We start from the raw sequence: 26052 nt of genomic DNA on the forward strand, positions 1-26052 counted from the left end.
TACGATCAGAAAAGATATTTTAAAATTATGGAAAAGTTTATTCAGGAATTAAAAAAACTCGATTTACATCTTAAGATCAATGGCAGTGATTTACTGCTTATGGGTAAAGAGGGAAAGTTAACGGCTTCCGAACTGGAAAAAGTTAAGCACCATGGCAATATTGTTTCTTTTATAAAGGAGAACAAAAAGGAGCTGTTTGATTTTTTAAAAACTAATAATTTTAGACTTGAAAAAGCGAACGTATCTTCAATTTATGAACTTTGTCCGGCTCAGGAAGGAATTCTTTTTCACAGTTTATACTTATCCAGTATGGAGGAAGAAGATAACTCGACCAATCATTCGCAAAACTCAGTAGAGTTTTCTTCACAGGTAGATGCAGAAATCTTTAAAAAAGCCTGGCAACTGGCAATAGAAAATCATACCATACTAAGAACAGGCTTCATAGCGGATAAAGTAAAAATACCGATTCAGTTTGTCAATAAAAAAGTAGAGGTTCCTTTTGTAGATTTTGATTACAGCCAATTGTCGGAAGAAGAGGCAAATGAAAAATTTGAAGCGTATCGTATTAAGGATTCCAAGAAAGCTTTTTGCCTTACAAACCCTCCTTTGATGCGTATTACTTTGGTGAAATTTGGTGAATTTAAATATAAAATGATATGGACCAGACATCATCTTTTGTTAGACGGATGGTCCAACCAAATTTTAATCAAAGAGATTTTAACTTTTTATAGCCAAATCTTAAATGGTATCACACCGGCAAGGCAGAAGGAAGATCTTTTTGAAGAGCACATCAAATATCTAAAATCAATTGATTCCTATAAAGAAAAAACTTTTTGGAAAAATTATCTAAGCGGATACGAACAGTCTTCCTTAATTCCGTTTACGTCTGAATTATTAGAACGAAATAAAGGAAAAGGAGAGTATAAAAGAGAAACTCTTGTTTTTGATAAAGCCTATACAGAAAAGATAGTAGATTTTTCAAAATCCTTCCAGGTAACAACCAATACCGTTATGCAGGGTGTCTGGGCAATTCTTTTGTCAAAATACACACACCTTCAGGATATTATTTTAGGAGTAACTGTTTCAGGCCGACCGGCAGATTTGGATTATGATCAAAAATTAGGACTATTTATCAATACGCTTCCTTTGCGATGCAAGTTCGATCAAAATGAAAATATTAGTGCGTTTTTCAAGAGAATACAGCAGGAAAATGTTGTCATGAGAAATTTTCAGCACACTGCTATTAATACGATCAAAGAATTGAATGCTATTAAAGAAGAGTTATTCGATTCTTTATGGATTTTTAATAATTTTCCGGTAGCAGAGCAATCCAGTGCTGAAAGTAAAGAACTGACCATTGAGGATCAAACCTCTCTGGGAAACACCAATTATTTATTAACCATCCATGTGGTGTTGCAGGAAACGCTGAGTTTGCACTTTTCATATAATGGCGATTTGATAGACGAGAGCTATATCAAAATGATGTGTACGCATATCAGAGTATTGTTAGACCAATTGCTGGAAGGACAAAGCACTATTTCTTCTTTGGATATTCTTTCATCACCGGAACAAACGGTATTATTAGAGAACTTTAATAATACAGTGGTAGACTATCCTACAGATGTTACCCTGGTTGACGTATTTGAAAAACAAGTTGAAAAAACTCCAAATGCAATTGCTTTGCTTTTTGAAGATCAGGAAATGACTTATGCAGAACTGAATTTCAAGTCGAACCAACTAGCCAATTATTTAATTGAAAAAGGCGTAAAACCAGATACCCTGATAGGAATTTGCATCGAGCGTTCTTTTGAAATGTTAGTAGGGATCCTGGCCATTCTAAAAGCAGGAGGAGCTTATGTTCCGATTGATCCGGAGTATCCTAAAAGCCGTATCGATTATATTTTGGAGGATACAAATACACCGGTTCTTCTGGTTAACAATGTCACTCAGCCTTTAATTGAACAATCAGAAAACAGATCAATAGTAAATTTAGAGCAATGGGAATTGTTATTCTCAGGATATTCCGGAGAGAATGTCCGCACTAAACTAGTTCCTGAAAACTTAGCGTATGTTATTTATACTTCAGGTTCCACCGGAGTACCAAAAGGGGTTATGAACGAACATCTGGGAGTTGTAAACCGATTGTTTTGGGCAAGAGATTATTATAAACTAAGCGAGGAAGATGTTTTAATACAAAAAACGACTTTCAGTTTTGATGTTTCTGTCTGGGAATTATTATTGCCTTTGCAGGTGGGCTGTAAACTGGTAATAGCAAAACCGGAAGGACATAAAGACAGTGATTACCTGATCAAATTAATTAATAAGCATAATGTAAGCATGATCCATTTTGTGCCGTCTATGTTAAGTATGTTCTTATTAGATCCAGAATCAGCTTCCGCTGTTGCTTTAAAAAATGTAGTTTGTAGTGGAGAAGCGTTAAAAACGAGTCAGGTAATAGAATTTCAAAAGAAATTACCTCAAACGTGTCTAAGTAATTTATACGGTCCAACCGAAGCAGCAATTGATGTGACGAGCTGGATTGCTCCTTCAGGATTTAAAAATACAGATCGTGTATTGATTGGAGAACCTGTAGCAAATACACAAATCGTAATTGTAGATGAGCAGATGAAATTAGTCCCTATTGGTGTAATTGGAGAATTATGCATAGGGGGAATTCAGGTATCGAGAGGTTATTTAAATCTTCCTGAACTCACAAAAGATAAATTTATTGATAACCCTTATTATAATGGAAGACTGTACAAAACGGGAGATAAAGCCAAATGGCTGGCAGACGGAACCATAGAATATATAGGGCGATCTGATGCACAAGTTAAGATTAGAGGATACCGAATAGAATTAGGGGAAATCGAAAATCAGCTACAGGAATTTGAAGATATCGTAAAAGCGGTGGTATTGGTGAATGAAACAGAAGCAGGTGACAAACAGCTAATTGCCTATATCGTATCGCGCAAAAAAGAAGAACTGGCAGCGATAAAGAATGCGCTGCTAGATAAGCTTCCGGAATACATGGTTCCCGCACAGCTGTTGCAAATAGAAAAAATTCCAATCACCAATAATGGAAAATTAGATAAAAAAGCATTAAAGCTTTTAAACACTGATGAGATAGTACCGGAAGAAGTATTTGTTGCACCACAGAACGAAACCGAAGAAAAAGTACAAGCCATCTGGAAGAAGATATTAGAAATTGAAACTATCGGAACACGTGACAATTTCTTTAGATTAGGAGGTCATAGTCTTCATTTGATGAGGCTTGTGAATGAATTTAATAAAGTATTCAGTGTCAAGTTAGGGCTTCGACAATTGTATAAAAACCCAACAATAGAAACACAAGCTCTAGTAATTAAAGCCTCACAGCCGGCCGTTTTTTCGAGTATTCCTAAAATTTCAGAACGTGAAGCCTATCCGGTATCTGATGCCCAAAAAAGATTGTGGTTATTAAGCCAGTTTCCTGAAGGCTCTGTTGCTTATAATATGCCAGCACAGGTTACACTGGAAGGAAAACATCATATAGCCGACATAGAAAAAGCAGTTAATTCAGTAATAGACCGACACGAAATATTAAGAACCGTTTTTAAAGTTCATCATAATGGAGCAGTATTACAGCACATTCTGACTACGGATGAGCTGTCTTTTAAAGTTGATTTTCAAACTTTAAGCACTGATGAAGCAGCAGCCTATATACAACAGGATTCTTTTAAAATATATGACCTGGAGAAAGGCCCATTATTACGGGTAAGTGTACTTCAGACTGAAGATGAAAAATATATATTGTATTTTAATATGCATCATATCATCAGTGATGGCTGGTCTATGAATGTGTTGAAAAAAGACTTTTTGTTTTACTATGAAAGTATCAAAAATCAGCGTAATGATGTTTTACCGGCTTTGAGAATTCAGTATAAAGATTATGCCCATTGGCAATTAGAGGCTTTGGAGAATACCGGAATCAATGAAGATAAAACATTCTGGCTGAACAAACTTCAGGGTGATCTGCCTGTTTTGAACTTGCCTTCTTCAAAAGTAAGACCTAACAAAAAGGGCTATAACGGTACTAAGTTATTGGCACATCTGGGAGAAGAAGAACTCTCTCAAATAAAAGCTTATACGCAAACCAATGGCGGAAGTTTATTTACCTTTTTATTGACTACCTGGAATATCATGCTGTACAACTATACAGCAACTGATGATATCATAATAGGGACACCAATTGCCGGAAGAAACCATGCAGATTTATCAGATCAGATTGGCTTTTTTGTCAATACCCTGGCATTAAGAAATCAGGTTCAGCCTAATAGTAGTTTTGATCGATTTTATAAAGAAGTGATAGATACAACACTCTTAGCTTTTGAGCATCAAAATTATCCTTTTGATCGTTTGGTAGAAGATTTGAAAATTAAGAAGAACATTAGCAGAAGTGTCATATTTGATATTATGCTGATCTTACAAAACGCACAGCAATCGAGAGAAGACAACGCGAAGATCAATGCCTCAAATATTGATAGTATCCTGGACCTTGGACAAACCGTAACAAAATTTGATCTGGATATCAATTGCAAAGAGTTTAGCAACTATTTGTCTTATGAAATTTCATTCAACAATGATGTTTACGACAAAGACATGATTTCAGCGCTAATGGGGCATTACAAACAATTAGTAAAAAACATATTAAAGTCTTCAAAACTAGCATTAGCCTCTATTTCTTACTTATCAAAAGAAGAAGAAACCGAATTGCTGTATGCGTATAATAATACTAAAGAGGAGTACCCGGTTGGGGAAACTGTAATGGATTTGTTTAACAATCAGGTTCAGGAGAGACCCGAAGCCATCGCTGTAATTGCAAACAACGAGCGTTTGACTTATAGCGAGCTGGACAAAAAATCAACACAGTTTGCGGTACACCTGATTCATCATGGTGTGAAAAAAGATACTCTCGTACCAATCTGTATGGACCGCTCTGTTGAGATGATTATTGGGTTGATCGGAATTTTAAAAGCAGGCGGAGCCTATGTTCCAATTGATCCGAACTATCCTAAAAAACGTATAGATTTTATCATCGATGACACCAACGCGAAAATAATAGTTACAAGAGAGAAACTATCTTCTTTATTTAACGATTTTATTACTGAAAAAAATGTCATACACATAGATAACGTATTAACAGAAATTCAGGAATTAAATACGGACAGCTTTACGGCTAAAATTAATCCGGAACAGCTTATCAATGTAATTTATACTTCCGGAACCACCGGCACGCCGAAAGGGGTAATGATTGAGCACAAATCCATACTCAACTATGCCAGATGGAGCATAAAAAAGTATCAGTTTTCATCGGAAGATAATGTGGCTAAATATCTGAATTTTGCTTTTGATGCTTCGGCAGAAGAAATCTATCCCGCGCTTTTATCCGGAGCCACATTGAATTTCATCCCGGAAAATTGTTTGACAGATGTTCCCCGACTGAACGAATATTTAATAAACAACAACATATCGGTCTTGGTTCTTCCTACAGTAATGTTGCAGGAGTTTAGAAAATGTAACAATACTACTTTAAGAATGTTGATCGCGGGAGGCGAAAAGATCGAAGATGCCAACCAAAACAACTTCGAGGTTTTTAATCATTATGGTCCTACAGAAGCGACAGTAACCTGTTTACAGTATCAGTTGAAAAAGGAGGGTAAAAATGTTTTTGCTCCAATTGGAAGCCCGGTCGATAATGCCTTTGTCTATATTTTGGATACAAATGGCAAACTGGTTCCAAAAGGCATGACAGGAGAACTGTATATTGGAGGAGCCGGATTATCAAGAGGATACCTCAACAATCCGATATTAACCAATGAAAAGTTTATTTCGAATCCTTACAATACTGCTGAAAAATTATATAAAACCGGTGATTTAGGAAAACGATTACCGGACGGTAAAATAGAATTTATTGGCAGAAAAGATGATCAGGTAAAAATTAGAGGATATCGAATAGAATTAGGAGAAATAGAACATGCCATTCTGAATCTTGAAAGGATTGAAAATGCAGTAGTTCAGATTAGGAAGAATACGACAGGTGAAAATGATTTAGTGGCATTTATCACCGCCTCAAAAAAGCAAAAATCTTCGAAACTAAGAGCTTCCTTAAAAGAATATTTGCCGGACTACATGATACCGTCTTTTTTCATTCAGGTAGATCAGTTTAAACTAACCTCTAATGGAAAAATTGATAAAAATGATTTAGATGCAATCGATCTTTCCACCATCGTAATTGGCGAAGAATATGTGGCACCGAGAGATGAAAATGAGGAAAATATAGCCCAGGTTTTAGCACTCCAGCTAGGAAGAAGCAAAGACAGCATCGGCGTATTTGATCACTTTTTTGACGTAGGCGCGACCTCTATACGGTTAATGACCATTGCAGGGGAGCTAAGCAGGGTATTCGGAATAGAAATAACAGTGGTAACGCTTTTTGAATACACCAATATAGATCAGCTTAATGAATACATCAAAGCACATAAAACACCTCAAATTGAAACTGAAGAAGAGGAAGACGACTTGTCGGCGGTTTTAGATGAGATGATTGATTTAATGTAATTAGAAAAACTTTTTTAAACATGAAAAATACTTCAATAAAAAAAGACATTGCCATCATAGGGATGTCCGGAAAATTTCCAAAGTCGGAAAATATTGAGCAATTCTGGAAAAATCTGCAGGAAGGCCGTGAGATGATACATTTCTATTCTGATGAGGAACTTAAAGAGTTGGGGGTTAATATCAAAGAAAAGGATACAAACTTTGTGGGGGCCGCATCCAGAATTGATAATGCAGAATGTTTTGATTATCAGTTTTTTGGCTACACTAAAAATGAAGCTGAAATTATGGATCCGCAAACCAGATTGCTTCATGAGCATATATGGCTGGCTCTTGAGGATTCCGGAACCAAAACTACAGATTATGGAGGAAAAATAGGTTTGTATACGGCTGTAAATGATAATTTTAACTGGAGATTACATGCTAAAGTATCGAACAATAATAAAGTTAATCCTTTTTACGCCAATCAGTTAGCAAACAGGAGTTTTGCCAATACCTTAATTTCTTACAAGCTTAATCTGAAGGGACCAAGTCTTATTGTCGATACTGCCTGCTCCAGTTCTTTAGCTGCAGTACACCTGGCTTGTAGAAATTTATTATTAAAAGAATGCTCCATAGCTGTTACAGGTGGTGTAAAAATACTGACCAGAAAAGAAACGGGTTACAATTATGAGGAAGGAATGATCTATTCTAAAGATGGTCATTGCAGGGCATTTGATGATTCGTCATCCGGAATTGTAAATGGAGAAGGTGTTGGAATTGTAGTGCTAAAAAGACTGGAAGATGCCTTAAAAGACCGCGATAATATTTACTCGGTAATTCGCGCAACAGCCCTTAACAATGATGGAAACCGAAAAGTAGGTTATACTGCACCCAGTGTTCAGGGACAATACGAATGTATCAATTTAGCCCATCGAATGGCAGACGTAACTCCGGAATCTATAGGATATATTGAGACACACGGAACCGCCACCAAATTAGGAGATCCCATAGAAATTGAAGCCTTAAACAAAGCTTTTAATTATGATACCAATCATTCTTGTGCTATTGGATCTGTGAAAACCAATATTGGCCATTTGGATTCAGCTGCGGGAATTGCCGGTTTAATTAAAGCCACAATGTCAATTCATCAGAAAAGCATACCGGAATCATTGCATTTTGAGACCCCAAACCAACAAATAAATTTTAAAAAAGGACCATTTTTTGTCAATACAAAACTAACGGACTGGAAAACTGAAAGTCCATTGCGTGCAGGGGTTAGTGCTTTTGGCATTGGAGGGAACAATGTACATGTGGTACTGGAAGAAGCACCCGAAAGAGCCGTGTCGGAAACCAGTAATCCGTATTATTTACTTCGTTATTCCGCTAAATCGCAATGGTCATTGGATAAGTTTCAGGAAAATCTGAAGACATTTTTGGCCACAAAAGAGGATAGTAAATTGTCTGATTTAGCTTATACATTGCAAACAGGAAGAGATCATTTTAAATACAGTAGATTTCTGGTATGTGAAAGCAAAGACGATGCAATTAAAATATTGGAGAGCGAAGATCAGGAAGGCGTATTCTCCGGAAAGTTAAAGAACGCCCAAAAAATAACCTTTATGTGTTCAGGATCCGGATCTCAATATTTAAATATGGGGAAAGACCTGTATCGCGATAATCAGTTCTTTAGAGAATTTATCGACAAAGGTTTTGCCTTTTTGGAAAAAGAAACCGGAAAAGATTACGCGGCTATATTATTTCCGGAAAGTGATACTAAAAAACAAACGTTAGATATTAACGAAAACATGCATACACAGCCTTTAGTGTTTGTTTTTGAATATGCAATCGCTAAAACATTAATGCAATTAGGACTCAATCCGGATTATCTGATTGGCCATAGCACAGGCGAATATGTAGCGGCTTGTTTAAGCGGAATTTTCACTTTCGAAGCGGCCTTATCCCTACTGATTAAAAGGGGAGAGTTAATGTCGGCAGCTCCAAAAGGCGGGATGCTTAGTGTAGGACTTTCAAAAGAAAAACTAACAGCTTATTTAAACAGTCAGGTAAGTATTGCAGTAATAAACTCACCGGAATCCTGCGTAGTGTCCGGGACCATTGAAGGTATCGACCAACTTAAGGATCTTTTGGAAGAGAAAGATATTGCCTGTTCCCGAATTAGAGTATCGCTTGCAGGACACTCCTTTTTGATGGATTCTATTTTAGAAGAATTTAAAGAAGTATTCTCCAATATAACTTTATCAGAACCCAAAATACCAATATTGTCCAATTACACAGGAGAAATACTTACGAATGAAGAGGCTACTTCAGTATCCTACTGGGTCAATCACCTGCGAAATACAGTTCAGTTTTCTAATGGATTACAACAATTACTGGCGATTAAGAATATGGTGTTTTTAGAAATTGGACCTGGAAATGTACTAACCAGCGTCTTCAAACAGCATAGTGAAGAAAACATACATGAGCATATTGCCCTAAATATGGTGAGGCACCCAAGCCAGGAAATAAACGACACCAGGTTTTTTCTACAGCGATTGGGAGAGCTTTGGTTTCAGGGTATTGATGTCAATTGGGAAAACTATTATGGAGATTATTTACCGAATAAAATTTCAGCTCCCGCTTATGTTTTCCACAAAACTAAGTTTTTGGTACGTGTTAATCCTCTCGATAATTTAGATGTTACTTCAATGGGTACTGTTCAGTATAATGTGGGCGATACTCTTAAAGAAGACGAAGAAATCTACGAAGAAGACGCAGACAGGGAATTAATGAACAATCCCTACAAAGAACCTTCAACAGCTACAGAAAAAGAACTGGTAGAAATTTGGCAGGACTTTTTCAGTATCAATAAGATCGGAATTCTGGATGACTTTTTTGCTTTGGGAGGAAATTCTCTAAAAGGAGTTACCATGCTGAAGTTGATTCAGAGAACATTTGAAATCGACATCAAAATTAAAGACTTTTATAAAAAGTCTACCATAAAAGGACTTGCCGCCGAAATCGATTTGGCATTAAAATTTGTTACGGTTCAGGAAGAAGAAAATACGAGTAAAACCGTAATCACGATCTAAAAAGAATAAAGTCTTTTGTTTCGCTTTCAACGTAAAACCACACCACATTACTTTTTATTAATGATTTGAAGGCAACTGCTTTTGCTTCTAAAAAACACTCTGTCATGGTTGATTTATTAAACGAAATACATCAGAATAATATAACACTCTCTCTGGATGGCGAAGATCTTAAACTTGGTTTTAAAGATGATGTGATTGATGAGGGTCTTATCAATAAAATAAGAAACAACAAAAAAGAAATTGTTTCATACCTGAGTAAATACACACTTCTGAATAAGGAAAGCAGGATTCCAAAAATAGAAGCCGGGGAAAGTTACGAAGTTTCTTCCAGCCAGCTTCGTATGTTATCCTCCATATTGATCGATACCGGTACCAAAGGGTATAACTATTCTGTTCCTAATGCCGTTCGTTTGCAGCAAAAAATAAACGTCTGTAATTTTAAACAGGCAGTGTACAATACGATCGATCGACATGAATCATTGCGTACCGTATTCAGAATCGATGAAGAAGGGCGAATTAGGCAATATGTTCTCGAAAAGGAAGCCATAGATTTTCAGATTGACTTTTTGGATTTCAGGACACTGGAAAATAAAGAAGAGCAAGTAAAAACGATCACCAAAAATGATAAAGAAAAACCTTTTAATATCGAGCACGGGCCATTATTAAGAATTAATTTGTTTCAATTAGGAGACAGTGAATTCATCTTGTATTGCAATATTCATCACGTAATAAGTGATTCCTGGTCGCTGGACGTTTTATTCAAAGATATTTTTGCTTTTTACTCCGCTCTGGAATCGGGTACTTCACATCAGCTGCCGGAGCTAAATATTCAGTATAAGGATTATGCGGCCTGGCAAAACAGGCAGCTTGCGAAAGGTCTTTTTAAGAAACAGGAAGACTATTTTAAAAAGACGTTTTCAGGAGAAATTCCCGTACTTAATTTTACCAACAATAAAACAAGGCCGGCCGAAAGAACCATAAACGGATTTGCTCTTAAATCTTACCTTTCAAAAGAAACAACCACATTGTTTAAAACCCTTTGTGCAGATAACGGAGGAAGTGTTTTTATGGGCTTATTGGCCGTATGGAATGTACTGCTTTACAAATACACCAACAGTAAAGACATTATTATTGGTACAGCCGTAGCAGGAAGAGATCATGCCGATCTGAAAGGGCAGGTAGGGTGTTATATCAACTCATTACCATTGCGCAATACAATAGACCCTGAGCAAACTTTTAATGCCTTCTTTAATGGTGTAAAAGAAAATACCCTTGACGCTTTAGACGGTCAGTTTTATCCGTTCGACCGTCTAGTGAAACTGATAAACTATAACAGGGAAAGATCAAGATCTCCTTTATTTGATGTCATGATTTTATTGCAAAATGCACTGGACCATGGTTCTGTTATTTTGGATGAAAAACAAATAACATCCATTAGAGAAGTAGGAAAGACTTCAGCATTAACGGATCTGGATATTAATTTTATTGAAGAGGGAGATTATTTATCCTGTCACTTAGTATACAATACAGATGTTTTTGAACCGGAATATGTGAGCGGTCTGCTGACACATTTTAAGCAGCTGACCGAGGCCATCGTTTTAAATCCGGAAACAGTAATTCAGGAACTGGAGTATTTGTCTGAAAAAGAGAAAGAACAACTCCTATTTGATTTCAACAATATTACACTGGAATATGCACCTGAAGAGACTTTGGTATCCCTGTTTGAGAAACAAGTAAAACAAACTCCGGATGCCATTGCCCTGGTTGCTGCCGGTAAGGAATTTACATACGTGGCTCTGGATAAAATTGCAACCAATTTTGCCCGTTATATTCAGAAAAAATATCAGCTGACAAAAGGGAGCCTGGTCGGAATACAACTAAACCGGGACGAATGGAGTGTTATCTCTATGTTGGGGATTATGAAATCAGGATGTGCTTACGTTCCTATTGCACCGGATATGCCAATTCACATAAAAGAGCATATTATTTCAGACACACAGTTAAGGTTATTGATTACGACTACTTCATACCTGTCTGACCTGGATTTTTACACGGGTGACGTAATGAAAGTAGATACCGGTTTTGATGCCGGTGATGATGAAGCAGCAGCGATTGAAGTAACCCCTTCAGATCTTGCCTATATTATCTTTACTTCCGGTTCAACCGGGCTTCCAAAAGGAGTCATGATAGAACAGGGTCAGATTGTAAATACAATACTTTCTCAAATTGATTATTTTAATTTAAACGAAAACAACCGGGGCTTGCAGTTTGCGCCTTTTTCTTTTGATGCCTCTGTATGGGAAATCTTTATGATTCTGTTATCGGGTGGAAGTCTGTATATAGTGGGTGAAGAGACACGCAAGGATGTTAGTACGCTGACCGAATACATAAAAGAAAATAAAATCAGCATTGTTACATTACCACCTTCTTATCTGGCTTTAATGAACATTGATGCGCTACAGCAGGTCGAGCACCTGATCACCGCTGGAGAAGCACCAGATTATGAAATTATAAAATCGTTCTTAGATTTTGGTACCTATTATAATGCTTATGGTCCTACAGAAGTTAGTATTTGCGGTACCATATTTAAAATGCCAAAAAACAGTAAACCGGATTATGATATCATCCCTATTGGAAAACCGATATCAAATGCTAAAATTCATATTCTGGATGCAAATAATCGATTGGTTCCTGTAGGAGTAGTTGGGGAAATATGTATTGGCGGAACAGGGGTTGGGAGAGGTTATCTCAACAGAAAAGAACTGACACAAAGTAAATTCATACCAAGTCCGTTTCATGCAACTGACAGGCTTTACAAGACCGGAGATTTAGGAAAATGGACTAAAGATGGAAATATCATTTATATCGGCCGTAACGACGAGCAGGTAAAAATAAGAGGACATCGTGTAGAATTAAGTGCCATTGAGCATCAATTACTTTCGCATGAAAAAATAGACGAAGCTGTAGTAAATGCACAAAATGACGAAAGGGGAAATAAAGAACTTGTGGCCTACATTGTTATGACAGCTCCGTTGAGTATAGAAGAACTAAGATCTTTTCTATCTGAAATTCTCCCGGATTATATGATTCCGACCAGTTTTATCTTTTTAGATAAAATACCGCTGACGCTAAATGGGAAAGTGGATAAAAAAGCACTCGTAAAAACGGCCGGTGTAGAGTTGTATAGTGAAGTTGAATATGTAGCACCAGCTACAACCGAAGAAAAGATTCTGGTTCAGGTTTGTGAGCAGGTTTTGGATAAAAAGAACATCGGTACAAAAGACAACTTCTTCAGCTTAGGAGGAGAATCTATAAAAGCAGTCATGTTAATTGCAAGTTTAAAGCAAAAAGGATTAGTACTCAAAGTAGATCATATCCTTAGAAATCCGGTACTGGAAGATCTCGCGAAATTAATGACTTTAAATACGAGAAATATTGACCAGTCAGAAGTTATAGGCGAAATTTTACTGACACCAATTCAACATTATTTCTTTACCAATCCTGCCATTACAGAAAAACAGCATTACAATCAATCGGTTCTTCTAAAAGCAAAAAATGGAATTAATTCGGTAACACTAATAAAGGCACTGACACAGGTTATCAATCATCATGATGCCTTGCGTATTCATTTTGAAAAAGAAAATGAAGTCTGGAAACAACAGAATCTAACCAGTGCCGCCTTTAATTTTGATATTGAACTATATGATTTAAGGGATGAGGTTGACGCACTTCCTGCTATGAAAATAATAGGAGAAGAGGTTCAGTCCGGATTTAATTTAAAAAAGGAGAGACTTATAAGAGCTGTCGTTTTTAAACTAAAAGAGGGGGACAGACTGGCTTTATTTGTTCATCATTTAATTATTGACGGAGTATCATGGCGTATATTGTTACAGGACTTATCTGAAGCATACACGCACCATGCAAAAGGAGAACTGTATCAGTTGCCATTAAAAACAGATTCGTATCAATATTGGGCGAAGGGACTGCATCAATATGCTACGGGCCCGGAATTAGCAAAGCAAAAGTTATTCTGGGAACAGCTTTGTTTGACAGATATCCCACCAATGCCTACCGATTTTGAATATACGGCTGCCGTGCACTATCACGATCAGAAAGAGAGTTTTGTATTGGATAAAGCCTATACCAATAAATTACAGACTCAGATTTCGAAACAGTACAATATTGAAATCAATGAAGCTTTGATCACCGGTTTAGGACTCGCACTGGAAGAAGTTCTTGAAGTAAAAAGAACCGTTCTTAAAATGGAAGGCCATGGCAGGGAGGAAATTTTACCGGCCATGGACATCAGCAGAACTATTGGATGGTTTACCTCTGTTTTTCCTTTTGTTTTAGAAGTATCATCATCAGATCCTTTAGAAAACATTCTTAAAATTAAGAAAGACCTGAACGCTATACCTCAAAAAGGAATCGGATATGGAATACTTAACTTTTTGGATGAAAAATCAAATCTGGAAAAAGAGACGTGTATTGAATTTAATTATCTGGGAGATTTTGGAAACAAAGTAGGAACGAATGAAAATTCCCTTTTTGATTTCTCAACCGAATCAATCGGAGCCTCTTTCAGCGATAAAAATGGCAGCGATGCAAAATTAAGCATCAACGGAATCATTTCATCCGGACAATTAATGATCACTGTAGGGTATTCTTCTGAGGTTTATAAAGAAGCAACAATTAAACGTCTTGTAAAAACGTATCAGACAAAACTGGAGCAAACCATTGATGACCTGATCCAATCCGAAAAAGAACCGAAAAAAACTCCAATAGCTGATTTTCAAAATGAAGCATCGGAACAATTGCAGGTTCAAAAGGAATGGCTGGATATATCAGAGAATCAGAAAAGGATTCTGCAATTCCCACAATCACATGGAAGGTTTGGCCCGATCGTTATTTCAGATTTTGTTAAAGATAAGTTTGAAGGTACGTTCAGAGAATTTTTAGGGCTTTTCCCGTTTTTAAATGTCAAATTCAAAAAAGATAGCGACGCTTTAATTTCTCAAAAATATGTAACCGCTCAGGAGGTGAATTTGGAGGTAAGAATCATTGAGGATTATCATGAAACCAAAAGAGAGAAAACAGAAGCAGAACTGGATGCTTTTTTTATAAAGCCGTATGACTTGTTTGATAGTAGTAGTCTTATAAGATTGTTCGTAATAGCCGATACCGCTGATAAAGCCTATCTTTTTGTAAGCATTCATCACGCCGTTACAGATATGTACACGAACTCGATTGTACATCAAAATCTGCAAAGTTTTTATGCTGATAAAACGATAGAAAATAAATACAAATCGAATTATGAATTTGTAGCATGGCAGAAACAATTTTTGAAATCAGAAACAGCCAGGGAGCAACGCCAATACTGGAAAGACTATTTGGATGGTTTTAGCATTACAAAACAAAATGAGGTTCAGAACGATTTTATAGAATGTGTGACGCAAAAAATGACCATTAAAGGAGAGGATTTCCAAAAGCTAAAACAAAAAGCAGATAAGGCAGGTCTTCCCATAACAGCAGTATTTATTGCGGCACATCAAAAATTGTTAAGTAAAGCAAAGAAAAGCGATAAGCATTTACAGCTAACGATCGTCAACGGAAGAGAAGAGGTTTCGCAAGAAATTGAAGTGGATCAGATTCTGGGAGTTCTTAATAATTTTTTACCTCTGGGAGTTTTGAACCCTTCTGTTTATCAATCCAACAAAGATTTTATCCTTGCGGTATATACTGATTACATCCAATCGCGTCTTTATCAGACCATTCCTTACGAGATTATCAGACAGGATTATAAAGAAATGGCAGCAATTGATATAGAAGCCGCGATAGGAGGGACATTTAATTATCAGGTACTTGCGAGCAAAAGAGTTGAAGATACAACTTCCGGAGCAGCAGTCACGACTTCCTATAGTAAGAATAATTTCAATACCGGTTTAGACCTTAAGTGTTTGCTTTATGAAAACGGACTATTGTTAGACTTAACCTATCCGGTTAGCTACAGAGAAACTTCAGAACAACTGTTTGATCTCGATTTTTTCCTTAGTTCCTGTTTGCATCCGCTTTTAGAAGAATCCTTAGTAACCATTCAAAATTTTAATCATAATTAATTCAACAAATAACAATATCATGGAAATTAGAAATGAAGATCTTGTTTATATCAAACGTAATTTAGCAATAGAACCTTTAGTAGACAATTGGTATGCCTGGCCTCACCTGGTATCACCTGCAACTGCTGCAATGAATATTAAAGACAGGCATTTGAAAATTATGACGTCGTATGTTCAGAATCCGATGATTCATGCCGCAGCCGTAAAAACACCTAAAATGCTAGGCGGTCCTTTTATCGATTATGACGGAAAAAGGGTAGATGAAATTAAAGGGCTTATCGATAACACCAACGAGCAATGTGCTCCTCTTTTAGAATTGCGAAAAGATATATTTGCTCTGAATGATATCCTTAAGAATGAAGCGAAAGGATATGCACTGACATCACTATACGATAAAGTACCGGAGAGCTTACAAGGGCTTGTTGAATTGGTATACGACATCAATAACAATCCTTCTTTTCGTTTTTTTGAATCTTTACTATATGAAACAGAGTTTTATAATGAGTCACTTCAAAGTTTCAATCTGTTTTTAGTGCATGACGACGATTCAAGATCTTTTGTACTGAGCACACCAAAACTTCCGGGAGAAGGTATTCTGCGTGTAAACTTACCTTTTAAAAGTGAGAAAATTGACCAACTGTTTGAAATGGAAGACCATCCTAAAACATTTGGCGAAATCGCAAGAATATTTGAGGTAGAAGCGGAAGACATTCCTTTATTTAAATCGTTCTTCACCACAGAAAAATCTAAAAAATATGAAAGATATGCGGGAGACGGTGTACTAACAAGATATTTTGGACACGCCTGTATCCTGACCGAAACCAAGAGCACAACCATATTGGCAGATCCTTTAGTGAGTTACGGTTACGAGTCGGATATATCAAGATATTCCTATGATGATTTACCGGAATCGATAGACTACGTTTTAGTAACGCATAATCATCAGGATCATATTCTTTTTGAGACTTTGTTGAGGTTAAGACGTAAGATTAAAAACATTATCGTTCCAAAAAGCAATGGCGGTTTTCTGCAGGATCCAAACCTGAAACTAATGTTCGAAAGAATAGGGTTCAAAAACATCATAGAATTGGGAGAGATGGAAACCATTCATTTTGAAGATTGTTCGATTACAGGATTACCATTTGTTGGAGAACATTGTGATTTGGATGTAAGAAGTAAACTATGCCATCATGTAGCTTACCAAGACGGATTAAAAGTTCTGTTTGCAGCAGATTCTTGTAATGTTTCTCCAAAATTATACGAGCGTATCCATAAAGTAATGGGGAATATAGACATTATTTTCTTAGGAATGGAATGTGAAGGAGCACCACTTACCTGGTTATACGGACCTTTAATGCCGGAAAACTTAGCCAGAGATAAAGACGAATCCAGACGATTGGCCGGATGTAATTTTGAGCAGGCTAAAGCACTGGTAGATGTATTCAAACCTAGTGAAGTTTTTGTATACGCCATGGGAATGGAACCTTGGTTAAAATACATAAGTTCGATCAAATACACAGATGAATCTATTCCAATTGTAGAGTCAAATAAGTTATTAGAATATTGTTTGGCGAATAACATAGAGCCGGAAAGACTTTATGGAGAAAAAATTGTCGAATACAAAAGAGATCTTGTCCTCAGTTAAACAATTGGGAAGTAATACGGACATTTTTATAAAAAACAGTAATGTCAAGAAATAATCATTGTAAATAATTAATTAAAGATATCATGGTAAAATCAACATTCATATATGCATTGGTATTGTTATGTATGTGTACCCTATCCGCCCAATCACAGACTCAAATATCAGGAACACTTTCAGCAGAAGATCCAAACGAAAAATTAGCCTATGCTTCTGTTGCTTTAAAGCAGGACACACTCATTGTCGAAACTGTAATTACAAATGATAAAGGAGAGTTTAAGATTGAAGGTATAAAAGCAGGGAAATATACCGTTCGATTCCAATTTATAGGTTTTAAGGATGAAGTCAAATCTTTAACTGTAGAGAGCTCTAAGGCTATTAATCTTGGAAACATTCAGTTAAAATCGGATATAACTTCTCTTAATGAAGTTGTGGTTACCGCAGAGACTTCGCAAGTATCTTTAAAACTGGATAAAAAAGTTTTTGATGTTGGGAAAGATTTAATTTCCAAAGGAGGTTCTGCAACTCAGGTGCTGGATAATGTTCCCGCTGTTAGGGTTGATCCTTCCGGTAGTGTAAGTTTGAGAGGTAATAGTAACGTGCTCATTCTTATTAATGGAAGGAAATCGGGACTGACTTCACTTCAGGGTTTAGAACAAATTCCTGCCGAATCGATAAAATCTGTAGAAGTAATTACCAATCCGTCATCACGTTATGATGCAGCCGGGTCCGCGGGAATTATAAATATTGTTCTGAAAAAGAACAACAAAGAAGACCTTAGTGGAAGTATGACTCTGGTAACGGGAATTCCCGACGATTACAGGTTAATGGGTGGAGTGAACTATAAAAAAGGAAAATTTAATTTGTTTTCTAATTTTGGAATTCGTTATACAGATTATGTAGGACTAAATACCAGAGATCAGCAAAGTACATCAAATGGAAATGCTCTTTATATCAGTCAAAGGGAAGATCAGAAAAGACATGATGACGGAGCATTAATGTATGTAGGAATGGATTATTTTATAAATGACAGCAATAGTATTACCTCTGCTTTTTATAGAAATGACACCAAAGACCGCGATAAGAATACCCTGAATTACAACTTATCCGGAGAGAATATGCAGGACACCTATATTCAGACTGTAGGAGACTCCAGAGAAAATAGAAGTTACAATCAATTGGAGTTCAATTATACCAAAACGTTTAAAAAACCGGAAAGAAAATTTACAGTAGACTTCCAGTATGATTTTTGGGATAGTACTAAAGATTTTGACATCCAAAGAAGAACCCTTGTTCCTGCTACAGGAGATCAGTCCATTATAAACACACAGTCAAAAAGAACAAGTGACGATATTGTATTACAATCGGATTATGTAACTCCTTTTGGTAAGACGGCCAATTTTGAAGCAGGAGTTAAGCTTGAAAACAGAGTCGTATCGACAAAATTTGCAGCAGATGAAGATGTTAACGGAACAGTAACGCCAATAGCCGGTTTTAACAATGGATTGGATTACAAAGAACAGATCTTAGGAGGATATGTTCAATATGGCAATAAGATAAATAAATTCAGTTATCTATTAGGATTGCGAACAGAGTATACCCATATTGAAATTAAAGACCAGAATACAGGAGGCATTTTAACCGACAGTACGTATACAAGATTGTTTCCATCCGTAAATTTAAGTTATGCACTGACCGAAAAAACAACGGCTCAATTAAACTACAGTCAGCGAATCAACAGGCCGAACCTGGACCAGCTAAATCCCTTTCCGGAACTTCTGGATTTTAACTCCCGTATTTTTGGAAACATTAACCTGTTGCCTTCTTTGACTGATGGTGTAGAGTTAAGTATTTTAAGAAAAGTAAAAGGATTAGTCCTTAATCCTTCGATATACTATTCGAAAACAAAAAATAGTTTTCAATACTTTACATCGCAAGATGATGAAGGTATTTTTGAAACCGTTTTAATCAATCTTGATGATGAAACCCGATTTGGTATCGAAATCTCGGCTCAGTATGCTCCGATAAAATGGTTGTCTCTTAATGCAGAGATTAATGCTTATAGCTTTAATCAGAAAGGAAGCGTAGGCGCCACTAATCTGGATTTTTCTAATGAGACCTGGAAAGGAACTTTATTAGCTCAGCTTAAGCTTCCTAAAAGCTTCACGTTTCAAAGTAAATTTGAATATCAGGCACCGGTGAGTGATGCCCAGACCAAGACTAAATCTTACTATTATCTGAATGTGGCGTTAGGAAAATCATTATTCAAAAATAACGGAACACTATCGTTGGCTGCAAGTAATATTTTTAATACCCGAAAAATAAGAGAGACCACTGTGGGTACTGATTTTGTAGTACACCAGATGACCAATTTTAATGCAGCCCGATGGACTCTTAGCTTTAATTATAAATTCAATAAGGGTAAAAACAGAAAAGAGCATCAAAGTAACAGAGAATAACAAATACGTTGGATTTAAAAAAAAAGCTATGTATTCCAATCAAAAAATACAGATATTTTTATTGCATTTTGCAGGAGGAAGTTGCTACTCTTTTGATTTTTTGAAAAATGACATTCAGAATAATTTCGAATGTCATGCCTTAGAACTTCCGGGAAGAGGAAAAAGAAATCAGGAACCGTGTGTTCTCAGCAAATCAGCTGCGGTTAAAGACTATGTCTCCCAAATTAAAAAAAGGAGAAGCAATAATCAACCCTATATAATCTACGGTCACAGTATGGGAGCCACTTTAGGACTATCCGTTACCAAAAAAATGGAGGAACTTTCAGATCCTCCTACTGCATTAATTGTTTCGGGTAATGCAGGTCCGGGTGTTTATGGTAGCGATCTGGAAAGACATACCTTAAGCGATCCCGAATTCAAAAAAGAATTGAGGTCTTTAGGAGGTGTTCCCGAACAAATTCTGGAAGACGAAGATTTATACAATTATTTCAGCCCTATCATGAGGGCTGATTTTGAAATCCTGGAAAAAGAGAAACATTCAGAAATAGGCCTGATTCTGAATACCCCCATTTTTGCTGTTATGGGAGATGAGGAAAAAACAGCTCCGGAGATTGAAAACTGGAAACAGTATACAAATCGAAAATTTGATTACAAGGTAGTACCCGGAAATCATTTCTTTATTCACAGGCAGGTCAAAACATTAACCCAGATTATTACGGAATGCGCTGCTGATTCATTGGTCAGCCTGTAACAAAAGAGTTGAGGTTATAGTCAACACCTTTGTTGGACTTATACAGCTGCCTTATTACGATTTTGCGAAAGCAGGATCATCCCACCGCAAAATATACAAAGTAAATAGATACCCCCTGCGTTGTGGGGCTGGGGACTAATTATAATTTTTTAAAAAACAGACATGAAAAATAATGTATCAGAAAACAGCCCTTCTCAACTTATCCCTTTAAGGCCTTTAATTGGTTATTCTTTACTGGCTATAATTTCAGGATTGTCAGGGTTTGCATTTATAACGATTATTAATAAAATTATAAGTAATTCTATTACGGCTACCGAAACCTTATCGATGCAAAATTATCTCTATTTGTTTGCAGCTACTATTGTTGTCTTTTTTATTTCACGCAGGTGGCTGGCAGGCGGAATTATTAAGTTATCTCAAAAAATATACTGGGACATTCGAAAAGACGTGATAAAACTTATTCTGAAAGCCCCTTATCGAAAACTTCAGGAATATAAAGAAGAAGTATATGCTACATTAACAACAGATGTGAACAATATTTCAAATGCGTCATTAATGATCATTACCTTTTTTTCTTCACTTATTCTTATAGTGGCCTGTTTGATATATATGGCTTTTTTATCCTTAAAGTTATTGGGAGTCAGTGCTATAGTGATTGCAATGGGAGTATTAATATATGCATTAAGATCAAAGAACAGCAATAAGCAGTTGAAAGAAGTAAGGGAAATGGAAAAAACCTTTATCGGTATTTTCAATAGTATATTGAACGGAGCAAAAGAAATTAACATCAATCCTGCTAAAGGAACTCAGATCTATGATCAGAAGCTGATGAAAGTTGCTACGACCGGTGAAACCAAATATGTAAATGCACTTTTAAAATACCTCAATAGTGAGATCATAAGTCAGGTATTATTCTATGGTCTGATATCTTTTATCCTGGTGTTTTCAGGATCGGTGTTTCAAACTCCGACCGCGATTAAAGTGAGTTTTACCTTTGTTTTATTGTACCTGATGGGGCCAATTGTGAGTGTAATGACCATTATTCCGGTTATAAACAAGGCCGTGGTATCCCTTAAAAAAATGCAAAAACTAAAAGAGGATCTTACAAAGCTTGAACAGTTACCACAAGTAGAACACAAAGGACAGTATCGAAATTTTTCAGATTTAAAAATACGCAACTATGCATTTTCTTATGGGGAAGATCAATTTTCGGTAGGACCCATTAATTTTGATATTAATAGAAATGAAGTTGTTTTTGTGTACGGAGGTAATGGAGAAGGAAAAACGACATTTATCAACACCGTTTTAAATCTCTATAACCTTGATAATGGTGAAGCCTATATAGACGGAGAATTAGTTCCACTGAAAGAACAGGATAAAATTAAAAATCTTTTTGCTCCCGTTTTTAGTGACTTCTATTTGTTTGATGCTTTTTACGGAATAACAGACGTTGATTATGATAAAGTAAATAAATACTTAAAGTTGTTTGAACTAGAAGGGAAAGTAAGTGTAAAAGATGGCTATTTTTCAACCACTCATTTATCTACAGGACAGCGTAAACGAATGGCTTTAATCAGCACCCTGTTAGAAGACAGACCTATTATTGTACTCGACGAATGGGCCGCAGATCAGGATCCTCATTTCAGACATAAATTTTACACAGAAATTTTACAAGTACTGGTTCAGGAAGAAGATAAAACAATTATTGCCATCACCCATGATGACCGATATTACAACAGAGCCGATACACTGCTCAAAATGGAGTATGGTAAACTGGAAAAAACAAATATTTCAGAACTTAGCGCGATCTTTTAAAACTATCCCAAAAATACAATAACGTCTTCTTTTATTTGCCCTGCATCGTTTTTTTTTACTGCAGGGTAAAAGGAGGTGGACCTTATGCGCTTTATAAAACAACATAATCACTGGTCAACACCAATTTTATTATTTAAAGCTATAACCTCAAGAAAATGAAAAGAAATAAAACAATTAGAATAGTATTCTTTGTCCTATTGTCGGCAGCATGGATCTTTATTACTACTTTTAAATTGGGGCCATTTGGCTCTCTGGGTAAATTAACCACTTATAAAACAGGTTTGTTATCCGTGCCTTTACAAAGTGATGGAACACAAAAGATCCATAGTGATCAAAAATTAGATATTTATGTAGATAATGTTGGGATTCCTCATATTTATAGTGCTACAAAAAGTGCCGCAGCTTATGGACTAGGATATATGCACGCCAAAGATCGCTATTTTCAGATGGAGATGGTGTCAAGAATTGTACAGGGAAGGCTCTCAGAGTTTTTATGGTCAGGGGCACTAAAATCAGATAGATTCTGGAAACCTTATGAGTTTGAGAAAAAATCGGAAGAAATCCTGCAAACCTATAAAAAAGAAAACCCTGAATTTTATGCCTATCTGCAATCGTATTCTGATGGAGTAAATGCTTATTTGGAAAATAATGAGAATACTGATCCTTTCTATAAAGCTTTAGGAGCGACCCCTAGAAAATGGAAAACAGAATATTCTTTATTATTTACATGGTATATGAGTTATACCTTGACTTATTTTGATCACCATATTGATCAGCAGGAAATTTTCGAAAAATTACCGGGAAAGGAAATCACTTATTTTTATCCTTTAAAACCGGCAGGAATAAATACTATTTTGCCTTCGAATTTGGTGCCTTCCAGTGTAAATGGACCTCACTTAGAAGTGCATTCTTCAGGGACAGCTTCATCAGAAATCACTCAAAAAGAATCGTCTCTGTTTGATTTAGGAGCGAAATTAATGACAAATAACAAATTTTATCAGGGTGTAGGAAGTAACAACTGGGTGGTAAACAACACTAAAACAAAGAGCAAAAATAATATTCTGGCAAATGACCCTCACCTGTATTTGACACTTCCGGAAGCTTTTTATGAAGCCCACATGGTAACAGGTGCTTTCAAAACCTATGGTTTTACAATACCAGGTGTTCCTGTAGTAGTGAGTGGTCATAATGATAAAATTTCATGGGGAATTACAAATGGAGAATGGGATTTGGTTGACCGATACAAACTTCAGGTAAAGAATGATAGTCTGTACCTTTATGAAGGAAAATGGATTCCTTTCAAGGTTAAAAATTATACCATCAAAGTAAAAGGGAAACCCGATTACATAGAAAAATACAGAAGCACCGTACAAGGTAAAGTTATAAAAGAAGAAAACGGTCAGTATTATGCACAACATTGGTATGCGGCAGAAAAAAGCAACTCCGTAAAAGCCATGTATGAAGTAATGAAGAGTCAAAATTGGGATGGTTTTTCAACAGCTTTAAAAGGCTATAGTTATCCACCACAAAATTTTGCTTACAGCGATGTAGAGAATAATATTGGAATTGTATGCGCGGGCGAACTGCCAGCCAGAAGTGCTGACTATGTGGGGCAGGTATTAGATGGGACTAAAAAGTACATTCCGACGAAGCCTTTAAATGCTTTTTGGTCAGCCTTTAATCCGGACAAAGGATTTTTGTTTTCAGCGAACCAACAGCCCATCCAGAATAATGTTTATTTCGGAGCACATGGTTCCAAAGATGATTATCGAGCAAAACGTATTTATTCTGTTTTAGAAGGAAAGAAAGACTGGTCAGTTCCGGAAATTCAGAAGATGCAAAGTGATGTAGTTGATATTTCTCTCGATGATTTTAAAACATTAACCAATAATTATCCGGTAAAAGAGAAATACAGTAGCATTGTAAAAGAGCTAAAAAACTGGGACGGAGATATGAGTGGTGACGGAAATCAGGGATTGGTTTTTGAAATGTTAAGAAAGGCCACAATAGAAGAAGCAAAACAATTTGCAAAGACTAAATTACAGGTAAAACAAGAACCTTCTTTACAGAATTTCTTAAAATATTTAAATGATAAAAAATACACCGTTCCTGGTGGTGGTAATAAGCAAAAAATAGTAGATGCCATTTTTGAAAGAACATTAGACACCTTAACTCAAAGTTATGGAGATCAATGGAAAAAAGTTACCTACAAAAACATGTCTAAGTTTAGTATAAACAACATCCTGTTTGTACCTGGACTAGGAGAAAAAATTGATAATGTAGGAGGTAATATCAATACGATTAATATCAATACAGATAAGTTTCATCCGGTTTTTCGTGCTGTATATGAAGTGAAAGACGGCAACATACAGGCCCATACAATTCTTGCTGGAGGTCAGAGCGGTTTGATCAACTCTATACATTATAAAGATCAAATTGAATCCTGGAGAAAAGGCAAGTATAAAAAAAGTCAATTTGTTACGAACCCTGCTAAACTGGAAAAAATTATAAACACTATAAAATTTAACTAATGAAAAAGATACTGAATTACTTGCCTTATATGGTTGTATTATTAGCACAATTTTTTATAAACAACTATACCATTATAGTACTATTTACAATTTTAACGGGCTTTATTGCTGCATTTAAAATTGAGCATAAAAGAGTTTTTTTAAAGTGTTTTATAATTGGGGTGATCGTATTTACCATTGTATTTCTTATCTACGAATCACGCGTAGAGTATGTAAAAGACCTTCTTGTTAATCTCGGGTTGTCCAGTCTTTTCATATATGTATTTTTTCCGGTTTTTAACGCTTTAAACACTGCAATTCTATTCTTTTTTGGTTATAAAATTGGTACGCTGGTTCTAGAAAGAAAGCTTGCAAGAGCCAGTCATGTCTAGGTGAAAAACTGTAAAATTTTGGCAACCGCACGGATATTTGCCTTAAGAGAGCCGTATGCAGGACAGCTTTTTATTTAGGATTAAAATCCAAATAAATACTGGTCGTCTTTTTCTAAAAGTGACGACCAGATCTGTGAGCGTAAGCTTTGAGATCTGACAGGTTTTGCCCGTGCAGATAAAGTCATCCTCTTATTCTTTAAAAACACTATTGATAACCTAAAATACTAAATAGATGAAAGATCGTAAACCGAAATGTAACTGCGCTAAAAATGGAGTAGTGTGCGCACTTAAATTAAGTTTAATCAAACAAGGAGTGTCTCTATCTGATACTGCTGCAAAGAATAAGACAATTTGCCCTTTAAAAGCAGCTGTGTTTAGTAATGCTTCTTAAACCGAAATAAGAATTTCTAAAAATATATTTAAAAATAAATAAATCATTCAAAACTAATCTTTTATGGATTTGCAGATAGCTTGATTTAGATCAGATCCGTATATATTCCGTGAGAATATGAAACAGTTTAAAAAAAATGTCATCGTTACCCGTAATAAATTATGACATGATAAATAATACTGAGAGCATCATTCAATAGTACTTACTGTATTATTGAAATCAAAAAATATAAAATATTGGTAAAGTCAAATGCAAAATATATAATGAAAAACCTCATTGTAAATTTTTTATATAAATTAATAGTATTATGC

Annotated in this window: 10 protein-coding genes; all 10 read left to right on the forward strand. The window is 35.9% G+C overall.

What is annotated here, in order from left to right; all coding sequences use genetic code 11:
- The first annotated feature begins 27 nt into the window (after window positions 1-27).
- The 10 genes from FLA105534_RS05415 (at window position 28) to FLA105534_RS05460 (ending at window position 25741) form a co-directional block, all read left to right on the forward strand.
- On the forward strand, window positions 28-6597 hold the full coding sequence (locus tag FLA105534_RS05415) for a non-ribosomal peptide synthetase (RefSeq protein WP_173965018.1): 6570 nt from the start codon (window positions 28-30) through the stop codon (window positions 6595-6597).
- A gap of 20 nt (window positions 6598-6617) precedes the next feature.
- Complete coding sequence (locus tag FLA105534_RS05420) at window positions 6618-9665, forward strand: type I polyketide synthase (protein ID WP_173965019.1); 3048 nt, start codon at window positions 6618-6620, stop codon at window positions 9663-9665.
- Window positions 9666-9769: 104 nt separating this feature from the next.
- The gene (locus FLA105534_RS05425) at window positions 9770-15781 is read left to right on the forward strand and encodes a non-ribosomal peptide synthetase (protein ID WP_173965020.1); all 6012 of its coding nucleotides are present in this window, start codon (window positions 9770-9772) and stop codon (window positions 15779-15781) included.
- A 19-nt stretch (window positions 15782-15800) separates the two neighbouring features.
- Window positions 15801-17426, forward strand: coding sequence for an MBL fold metallo-hydrolase (locus FLA105534_RS05430; protein ID WP_173965021.1), 1626 nt, complete (start codon window positions 15801-15803; stop codon window positions 17424-17426).
- 83 nt (window positions 17427-17509) lie between these two features.
- Complete coding sequence (locus FLA105534_RS05435) at window positions 17510-19882, forward strand: TonB-dependent receptor domain-containing protein (RefSeq protein ID WP_173965022.1); 2373 nt, start codon at window positions 17510-17512, stop codon at window positions 19880-19882.
- Between the two features lie 28 nt (window positions 19883-19910).
- A complete protein-coding gene (locus tag FLA105534_RS05440; protein ID WP_173965023.1) occupies window positions 19911-20633 on the forward strand; it encodes a thioesterase II family protein in 723 nt (240 codons plus the stop codon).
- A 162-nt stretch (window positions 20634-20795) separates the two neighbouring features.
- On the forward strand, window positions 20796-22448 hold the full coding sequence (locus tag FLA105534_RS05445) for a cyclic peptide export ABC transporter (RefSeq protein ID WP_173965024.1): 1653 nt from the start codon (window positions 20796-20798) through the stop codon (window positions 22446-22448).
- A gap of 155 nt (window positions 22449-22603) precedes the next feature.
- Window positions 22604-24979 (forward strand): penicillin acylase family protein, encoded by a 2376-nt coding sequence (locus FLA105534_RS05450; protein ID WP_173965025.1) that lies wholly within the window; start codon window positions 22604-22606, stop codon window positions 24977-24979.
- On the forward strand, window positions 24979-25350 hold the full coding sequence (locus tag FLA105534_RS05455) for a hypothetical protein (protein WP_173965026.1): 372 nt from the start codon (window positions 24979-24981) through the stop codon (window positions 25348-25350). Before FLA105534_RS05450 ends, FLA105534_RS05455 begins: the two co-directional genes overlap by 1 nt.
- Window positions 25351-25582: 232 nt before the next feature.
- A complete protein-coding gene (locus tag FLA105534_RS05460; RefSeq protein ID WP_173965027.1) occupies window positions 25583-25741 on the forward strand; it encodes a hypothetical protein in 159 nt (52 codons plus the stop codon).
- Window positions 25742-26052 lie beyond the last annotated feature (311 nt).

The organism is Flavobacterium collinsii (genome assembly GCF_902804485.1).
Taxonomy (GTDB): Bacteria; Bacteroidota; Bacteroidia; order Flavobacteriales; family Flavobacteriaceae; genus Flavobacterium; species Flavobacterium collinsii.

Excerpts from the sequence above, each read along its gene's own strand:
- FLA105534_RS05425 (WP_173965020.1), top strand. The coding sequence starts at position 9,770 with ATGGTTGATTTATTAAACGAAATACATCAGAATAATATAACACTCTCT.
- FLA105534_RS05430 (WP_173965021.1), top strand. The coding sequence starts at position 15,801 with ATGGAAATTAGAAATGAAGATCTTGTTTATATCAAACGTAATTTAGCA.
- FLA105534_RS05420 (WP_173965019.1), top strand. The coding sequence starts at position 6,618 with ATGAAAAATACTTCAATAAAAAAAGACATTGCCATCATAGGGATGTCC.
- FLA105534_RS05445 (WP_173965024.1), top strand. The coding sequence starts at position 20,796 with ATGAAAAATAATGTATCAGAAAACAGCCCTTCTCAACTTATCCCTTTA.
- FLA105534_RS05455 (WP_173965026.1), top strand. The coding sequence starts at position 24,979 with ATGAAAAAGATACTGAATTACTTGCCTTATATGGTTGTATTATTAGCA.
- FLA105534_RS05435 (WP_173965022.1), top strand. The coding sequence starts at position 17,510 with ATGGTAAAATCAACATTCATATATGCATTGGTATTGTTATGTATGTGT.
- FLA105534_RS05440 (WP_173965023.1), top strand. The coding sequence starts at position 19,911 with ATGTATTCCAATCAAAAAATACAGATATTTTTATTGCATTTTGCAGGA.
- FLA105534_RS05415 (WP_173965018.1), top strand. The coding sequence starts at position 28 with ATGGAAAAGTTTATTCAGGAATTAAAAAAACTCGATTTACATCTTAAG.
- FLA105534_RS05450 (WP_173965025.1), top strand. The coding sequence starts at position 22,604 with ATGAAAAGAAATAAAACAATTAGAATAGTATTCTTTGTCCTATTGTCG.
- FLA105534_RS05460 (WP_173965027.1), top strand. The coding sequence starts at position 25,583 with ATGAAAGATCGTAAACCGAAATGTAACTGCGCTAAAAATGGAGTAGTG.